Raw genomic sequence first — 7,862 nt, forward strand, 5'->3', positions numbered from 1 at the left:
ACGTACTTCGGCTATTTCCTCATGGGCGAATTCTCTGCCACGATATCTGACCGCCATCTCCATTCATCATGTTGTACCATAGATGGCAACCAGAACGCAAGTAGTTTTTTCGTGTCACCACGCCTCACTGAAGGGTTACCTCTGTCTCTTCCTTATTCGTCTGATACATATCAGGGGTTCTTGCAGGTTTGCCTGTTCTGACAGAGTCCGCAAGCCTCTCCCATTTATTCCACATAGCAGATTCAAATTTTATTACTCCAGCATAACAGGTATTGGATGAAGAGAGCAGATATTTTTTTGAAAGGTCCGTCAGTGTAAAGGTGTGGTTCTCTTTTTTAAGCAGGTTAAGGGCAGTAAGTGCATTCAGGAGAAGTTCAGTTGCCCTGACATCTGTTTTAAGTGTTTCAGATATATCTTTTGCGGACACAGCATTATGGCCGATTGCATCAAATATATTCAGCTCAACAGCCGCATGAAGTATCCTTGATTCAGCATAGCTTCCATTAAGATTGTCAAGGTATGTAAAGTCCATAAACCGCATCCTCATCCAATTTAGTTCAACTAAATTGGATGATACTCCATTTTAGTAAATATATAAAGAGAGCTATCTGGAAAGCGAGAGGAAATTTCAAATGAACCAACATGAGCGGGGCGCTCACAAAGGGCCATGAAAATCAGCGGGACAAGAAAGTCCCGCCTATCCTCATAGATTTGGATAGGCGGGGTTTTCTTACCCCGCCGGAGGTGATTTTCGGATGAAAACTTCGAAATGCAGGTAAGTCGCTTACTGAGGTAATGTGAGTGGTGACAACATCAATCTGGTAAGGGGGTCAGAAATTTCCAATAGTTTTGATGAAAGCCATTTATTCAAATTTCTGGCAAATTTCTGGGGACACCATACTGAATTGGTTCACATAGAGATGGGAGTTAAGTATGGTCCCCAGAAATAGAAAAGAAGTAGTAGAGCAGAGGATGAAAGGTTATGACAGTACTGCAAATATATCATGGGATAAGGTAAAAAAGAGACATGGCATATAAGATAGAATTCATCCCTGATGCTGAAGGCTTAAAAAGGTCACAAAGAAAAAATCCTGAATACAGCTTAATTGCTAAGCACCCTGTGCAACACCTCGCTTAGTTCCTGCATCCTGAATGGTTTGGACAGGGTGGCCATGAATCCGTATTCTTTATACTCAGCAATAATAGGGTCGTTTGAATACCCGCTTGACACTATTGCCCTTACAACAGGGTTTATTTCTCTTAGTCTTTTTATTGTATTTTTGCCGCCCATTCCTCCTGGTATGGTCAGGTCCATTATGACTGCATCAAAGGGCTTGCCCATCTCTTCGGCAAGCTTGTATTTCTCTATTGCTTCTGCACCATCTCCGGCGGCTTCAACCTCGTATCCAAGGGCTTTGAGCATTGCAGGTGCAGTCTGGATGATTATTTCTTCATCATCCATGAGCAGTATCCTCCCAATACCTGTAAGTGTCTTTCCTTCTTCTTTCTCTCCCTCAATCTTTTCAAAGCACGCGGGAAGGTAGATGGAAAAGGTTGTCCCTGCGCCCCCTGCTCCATTGTCGGATTCAACTGTTATAATCCCGTTATGTCTCTTTAAAATTGAATAACAGATGCTGAGTCCGAGCCCCTTCCCGTTTTCTTTTGTTGTAAAGAAAGGGTCAAATATCTTCTTCAATAGTTCTTCAGGTATCCCATTTCCGCTGTCTTTGATAGTTATCTTTACATAGTTACCCTCATCCAGATGCAGGGGATTGTCTTCCTGAAGCACTAAATTTTCACAGCCTGCCCTGATTATCCCGCCGTCAGGCATCGCCTGTATTGCGTTAATCGTGAGATTGCTGATCACCTGACTTATCTGAGTCTCATCAGCATTGACTGCCCATATATCGTCAGGTATAGAGAATTCAATTTTAACGTTTGAACCGCTCAGGACAAAATCTACAGAATCCCTTAACAGCTTTGTGATTGAGATTGCTCTTTTTACCGGAGCGCCGCCTTTGGAAAATGTCAGCAGCTTATACGTCAGCTCCTGAGCCCTCAGAGATGCATTTTCTGCATTAACCAGCCACTTGAATACCTTATCTTCAGGGTTAATATGCATTAATGCGAGACTTATGTTACCGAGTATGCCGGTCAGCAGATTGTTGAAGTCATGGGCTATGCCTCCGGCCAGGATTCCGAGAGACTCAAGTTTGTGAATCTTGACACGATCATCATCTACCTGCCTGTGGTCGGTTAAATCAATTAAAGAGGCGCGAATCTCTTTTTTTGAAGTTTGCTTTGCTACGGCAATACCTTCCATATACGCATATAAAGAAGGTGCATTGTCCTTCATGATCTGTATCTCGCATGTCTGCTTTCTATCAGAATTGAGTGTTTTCCTGAAAAAGTCATTGAATACCCCCCTGCCTTCAGGTGTAATGAATTGGGCAAATCGCCTGCCGATCAGGCCCATTCTATCAACACCTAGCATTGAGGCGCCTGACAGATTTACCATAATGATAGAGCCGTCGGCCTCATCAAATGTGAAGAATCCGACAGGAGCAAAGTCAAACAGGTCAATGTACTGCTCACTCATCTCTTCTGCTTTATTGCGTGCTATTTGCAGCTCTTCATTTTGCATCTCCAGCTCTATCTGATGTACCTGAAGCTCATGGACAAGGGTGCGTATGTCCGTTTCATGCATGTATTTAATCTCATCAGCCTTCTTTATTTTGAGAATTTCTTCAGCCTGTTGCCGAAGGTCTCTGTGACGATTGTCGTCTGATTTATCTTTCTTCATGGCATATTTCCATGTGAACAGTAAACAGTAAGCAGTGAGCAGTAAGTAGATAATTACTGTCTTTACTGCTAACCGCTTACTGCTTACTGCTCACTGCTTTAGTTATATCCTCAATCGCAAGCAGTATCAACTGGCCTTCATTTTTTTCTCCGGATATCCGTCGCGCATTCAGGAGCATTTTTCTGTAGCCGATATTCGGAAATTCATGTTCTACCACAAAGTCATTGAACTCGTTGCCCTTGGGAAGGATTTTCTCAAGCAATTGCCTTAATGAAGGCATGTCCCATTCATGGTTGCCGAGACCAAATAGAGATTTTCCCTCGGTCTCCTCTTGAGAGACCTGAAAAGTAGTGTAGAAAGCCCTGCTTGCAGATACAACACAAAACTCTGAATTAAGTACTATCAATGGTTCTCTTACTGTATTTATGATGTCTTCCGTGTAAATGAGCGCCTCTTTAATCGCTATATTCTCGCGCTTATAATCCTCCATCAGTTTAATATTTGTAATGTCATTAAAGGTTATCACCGCGCCGTCTATTACATGGTCAAGCGTCCGGTAAGGCATAATGCGCATAATACATTGTCTTCCATCTTTGGTCTCCACCTGATTTTCCCTGGGAATCAGTGTATGAATAACATCCTTTATATCTTCTACCATGCCTGCATATTCCAGATTTGTGACAAGGTCGGTGAGGGGACGCCCGATATCCGACTGTCTGAGGGCGATGATCTTTGTTGCCTGTGTTGTAAACCGCTTTACATTCAGGTCATTGTCCACAAAGATTGTAGCAATATCCGTGCTGTTGAGGAGGTTTTTCATATCGTTGTTGGTCTGGGTCAGCTCGTCAACCTTGTTCTGCAGTTCAGCATTGACTGTTATAAGCTCTTCATTAAGGGATTGGAGTTCTTCCTTGGAAGTGGTCAGCTCCTCATTAGTTGACTGCAGCTCTTCGTTGGTTGACTGTAATTCCTCGTTGGTTGATTTGATCTCCTCCTGCGAACTATTTGCCTCTTCAATACTGGCCTGAAGCTGTTCCCGAGTCCTCTTCAGTTCATCTTCAACTTCTTTGTACCTGCCGTGTGCTGATGCTGGCTTCACTTTACCCTTAACAGGTACTGTCTTCTCACAATGGGCTGTTACGTCCTCAAACACCACCAGAAGGGTTCCATACATTGCACCCGGTTTTGCAACAGGTTTCACCGTGAGGTTTATTACATGACATGCGCCATTGATCATGACCTTCAACCCCGTCATCATTACTGTTGTCTTTTGTGTGACTGCCTTGTGTAAGGCTGTTCCCACCTCATACCTCAGTCCTTCACGCGCCATTGCATAGATATTCATGGCAGCCTTGCCGGCGGATGGTTCAAGATAATTGCCGGTCCTTCCGCTGATATAAAGGATATCTCCATTCTCATTTATGAGTACGGCAGGAGGTGTGTAGCTCTCAATAAGCGCCTGTTGTACCATGTCAGGAAGGTCAGGTTCAATATCAGGCAGGGTTTTTCCCATATCCATCAGTCTCCTTACATCAGGTGACAGAAGGGATGAAGGGAGGTCCACCATGCCTGCCCTGGCTGTTGACGATTCCTTACGTCTGAATATCTTCCACTTGTTATCTATGGGGGCAAAGAGGTCATTGAAGGAACCAATAGTTTCGGAAGGACCGAGAAAGAGGATTCCCCCGGGTTTCAGGGCGTAGTGAAACAGCGGCAGGATTTTTTTCTGTACCTCGGCATTAAGGTAAATAAGGAGATTCCTGCAGCAGAGCATATCAAGTTTGGTGAACGGCGGGTCCATCATTATACTCTGCGGGGCAAAGACTATCATCTCCCTGATCTCTTTCCTGATACGGTAGATAGAGTCCTCCTTTATGAAGAACTTCTGGAGACGCTCAGGAGACAGGTCAACGGCAATATTGGCAGGATAGACGCCATATCTCGCCTTATCAATAGCATCCTTGTCAATGTCAGTTGCAAATATCTGGAGCTTTAATTCATTTTTAAGCCGGGTTTTCTCTATATGCTCCCGGAGGATAATGGCTATTGAGTATGCCTCCTCACCTGTAGAACAACCGGGTATCCATATCCTAATCACACTGTCTTTATGCATACCCTTTAGCATTTGCGGGATTGCTTTTTGTATAAGGACTTCAAAGGCACCAGGGTCCCTGAAAAAGTTTGTAACCCCTATGAGGAACTCTTTGAAGAGGAGTTCTATCTCTCCGGGATTTTCCTGAAGATAACGGATATAGTGTGCAATGCTGCTGATCTGATGAACACTCATCCTCCTTTCAATGCGGCGATAGATGGTGTTTTTCTTATACAGGGAAAAATCATGTCCGGTCTTTGCCCTGATGAGGATGCATATCTTCTGAATGGCGCTCAGCGTCTTACCCGGCACGGTAAGACCTGTCTGTGGTATCTTCAGGGTGTGCTTTACATAGCGAAGCAGCTTTACAGGCAGTTCTTCAGCAGGGGCAATATAATCAACAATACCGCAGGCTATAGCACTCAACGGCATGCCGTCGTACTTCGCTGTCTTGGGGTCCTGCACCATTGCCAGTCCTAACTTTTCCTTGATAGCCCTGATGCCGAGGGTGCCGTCTGTCCCCATTCCAGACAGGATTATACCGATACCCCTTTCCTGCTGGTCGTCTGAAAGGTGCCTGAAAAAGAAGTCAATCGGCATACGCACACCGCGAGGCACTGTCTGGTCGAGCAGATGCAGGGTCCCATGCAATATGGACATATCCTTTTTCGGCGGGATGATATAGACACTGTTCGGCCGCACCTTCATGCCATCTGTCACCTGACAGACCTTCATCTTTGTAGAGCGCTGAATGATTTCCGGCATTATCCCCTTATGGTCAGGGTCAAGGTGGGTAATAATTACAAAGGCCAGCCCGCTGTCAGGAGGCATGACAGAAAAAAATTGCTCAAATGCCTCAAGCCCCCCTGCAGAGCCGCCCATGGCGACTATATAAAAGGGCTTTCTTGATGTCCTCTCCGGTTTTTTTTGTGCAGGCTTTTGTAGTGTGTCTTTTTTGTTGATATTGGGGATGTTCTTAGGGTTGACCTTTTTCATCACCGCTCCAAATATTATTCTTATGAAATCAATATAAAGGTATGTATAATATCTCAGGAAGTTAAATCATTGGTAGTCCCAACGGGATTCGAACCCGTGTTGCCGCCGTGAGAGGGCGGCGTCCTAGGCCTCTAGACGATGGGACCAATTTCATACATCATAGCAAATCTGTGATAAGAATTTCAATAGGAGTTTTTTCTTGTTGACAAATAAAAATAAAAAATGTAAAACATATCACCCCATTAATTAGAATAAGGATTTATAAAATGATTTTAATCAAGAGAATAGTTGTCTGCTTAATGCTGATTTGCGGTTTTTTCAGTAGTCATGCTTATGCGGGTGAGTTTGAGCTTCACAAGATGGCTCATTTCAATCCGGTTGCTGTAATCCCGTTTGTACTTTTGCTGGCATCTATAGCGCTTCTACCGTTTATCAGCAAACATACCTGGGAGAAAAACTATCACTACATCTCATTTGGGCTTGGCCTTCTCATAGTCTTATATTACCTGTTTGCTGTGAGGGCTGTTAACGGGTTCGGAGATGTAACCGGTACCTCTTCTTATGGAATACATAAACTCATTCACACTGCAATAGAGTATTACAGTTTCATAGCGCTGATCGGTTCGTTATTCGTTATCTCCGGCGGTATCTTTATAAAAATGGAGAAGGAGGCAACCCCATTTTTAAATTCGCTTATTCTACTTATAGGTGCTGTAATTGCAAACATCTTTGGGACTACCGGTGCCTCAATGCTCCTAATCAGACCATTTCTGAGGATCAATAAATTCAGGGCAAAGGGTTATCATGTAGTATTCTTTATCTTTCTTGTGAGCAATATCGGAGGTGCGTTAACCCCCATAGGAGACCCGCCGCTATTTTTAGGTTATCTGAAAGGTGTTCCGTTCTTTTGGGTAATCGGCAAGGTCTGGTATATATGGCTTATAGCCATAGCGATTGTTCTTGCCATATTCTATATTATTGATTCACTGAATTATTCCAGATCAAGAGGACAGATTCCAAAGCGGGCAACTTCAGGGAAGATGAACATACTCGGACTCCAGAACTTTATTTATATCTTCATAATCCTTGGTGCAGTACTGATTCAGAAGATGGAGTTTATGGGACAGATCGAGAAAGCGCTCGGTGAAAATGGAGAGGCCATTATAACGGTAATCATTGCCTCAATCATGGCTTTTGTAGGATACCTGTCATATAAGACATCCAACAAAGAGGCATTGGAGTCCAATGAATTCAACTTTGTTCCTATAAAAGAGGTTGCAATCCTTTTTGCAGGGATATTTGCAACCATGATACCTACCCTTGATTACCTTGAACAGAACGCCTCCGAACTTGGGATTAATACTTACGGTCAATTTTACTGGGGTTCAGGCATACTTTCAAGTGTCCTTGATAATGCCCCGACATATCTCAATTTTCTAAGCGGGGCATTCGGTTTAGCAGGCTTATCTGTTGATGCTGACATGGCAAAATTCCTCGACCCGAATCATACCATAACCCTTGTAAGCGGTATCTCAGTTTATACATGGAAATATATCCAGGCCATCTCAGTCGGGGCAGTCTTCTTCGGTGCAAATACATACATCGGCAATGGCCCTAACTTTATGGTCAAATCAATTGCGGATGTGTCCGGCGTGGAATCCCCAAGCTTCTTTGGTTATGTTATAAAGTATTCACTGCCGGTACTTATACCGACATTTGCCCTGATTTGGTTTCTGTTTTTCAGGTAAACCGGTAAGACATATTTAACTACGGATGAACCACATGAGCCAGGGTTCACAAAGGGCAATGAAAACCCCACCCTCACCCTAACCCTGAGGGAGAGGGGGCTATGTTGATTCCCTCCCCTTCAAGGGGAGGGGTAGGGTGGGGATGGGGTTGATTTTCGGATGAACTCCCATGAACCGAGGGTTCACAAAGGGCCATGAAAATCAGCGGGACAAGAATGTCCCG

General features: G+C 44.0%; 4 protein-coding genes and 1 tRNA gene. 1 reads left to right on the top strand and 4 read right to left on the bottom strand.

Annotated elements, in window-relative coordinates; all coding sequences use genetic code 11:
- Nucleotides 1-124: 124 nt before the first annotated feature.
- The 4 genes from HZA08_09280 to HZA08_09295 form a co-directional block, all read right to left on the bottom strand.
- The gene (locus HZA08_09280) at nt 125-532 is read right to left on the bottom strand and encodes a hypothetical protein (GenBank protein MBI5193616.1); all 408 of its coding nucleotides are present in this window, start codon (nt 530-532) and stop codon (nt 125-127) included.
- 570 nt (nt 533-1,102) lie between these two features.
- Nucleotides 1,103-2,803 carry a response regulator gene (locus HZA08_09285; GenBank protein ID MBI5193617.1) on the bottom strand — a complete coding sequence of 567 codons (1,701 nt, stop codon included), beginning with the start codon at nt 2,801-2,803 and terminating at the stop codon, nt 1,103-1,105.
- Nucleotides 2,804-2,879: 76 nt separating this feature from the next.
- Nucleotides 2,880-5,891 (bottom strand): PAS domain-containing protein, encoded by a 3,012-nt coding sequence (locus HZA08_09290; protein MBI5193618.1) that lies wholly within the window; start codon nt 5,889-5,891, stop codon nt 2,880-2,882.
- Nucleotides 5,892-5,961: 70 nt separating this feature from the next.
- Nucleotides 5,962-6,037: transfer RNA gene (locus tag HZA08_09295), tRNA-Glu, on the bottom strand.
- A gap of 213 nt (nt 6,038-6,250) precedes the next feature.
- Here HZA08_09295 and HZA08_09300 point away from each other — a divergent pair.
- A complete protein-coding gene (locus HZA08_09300) occupies nt 6,251-7,639 on the top strand; it encodes a sodium:proton antiporter (protein ID MBI5193619.1) in 1,389 nt (462 codons plus the stop codon).
- The last annotated feature ends 223 nt before the right edge of the window (nt 7,640-7,862 follow it).

The organism is Nitrospirota bacterium (genome assembly GCA_016212215.1).
Lineage (GTDB): Bacteria > Nitrospirota > 9FT-COMBO-42-15 > HDB-SIOI813 > HDB-SIOI813 > JACRGV01.

Coding starts and splice junctions, on each gene's coding strand:
- HZA08_09290 (MBI5193618.1), bottom strand. CDS start 5,891: ATGAAAAAGGTCAACCCTAAGAACATCCCCAATATCAACAAAAAAGAC.
- HZA08_09300 (MBI5193619.1), top strand. CDS start 6,251: ATGGCTCATTTCAATCCGGTTGCTGTAATCCCGTTTGTACTTTTGCTG.
- HZA08_09285 (MBI5193617.1), bottom strand. CDS start 2,803: ATGAAGAAAGATAAATCAGACGACAATCGTCACAGAGACCTTCGGCAA.
- HZA08_09280 (MBI5193616.1), bottom strand. CDS start 532: ATGGACTTTACATACCTTGACAATCTTAATGGAAGCTATGCTGAATCA.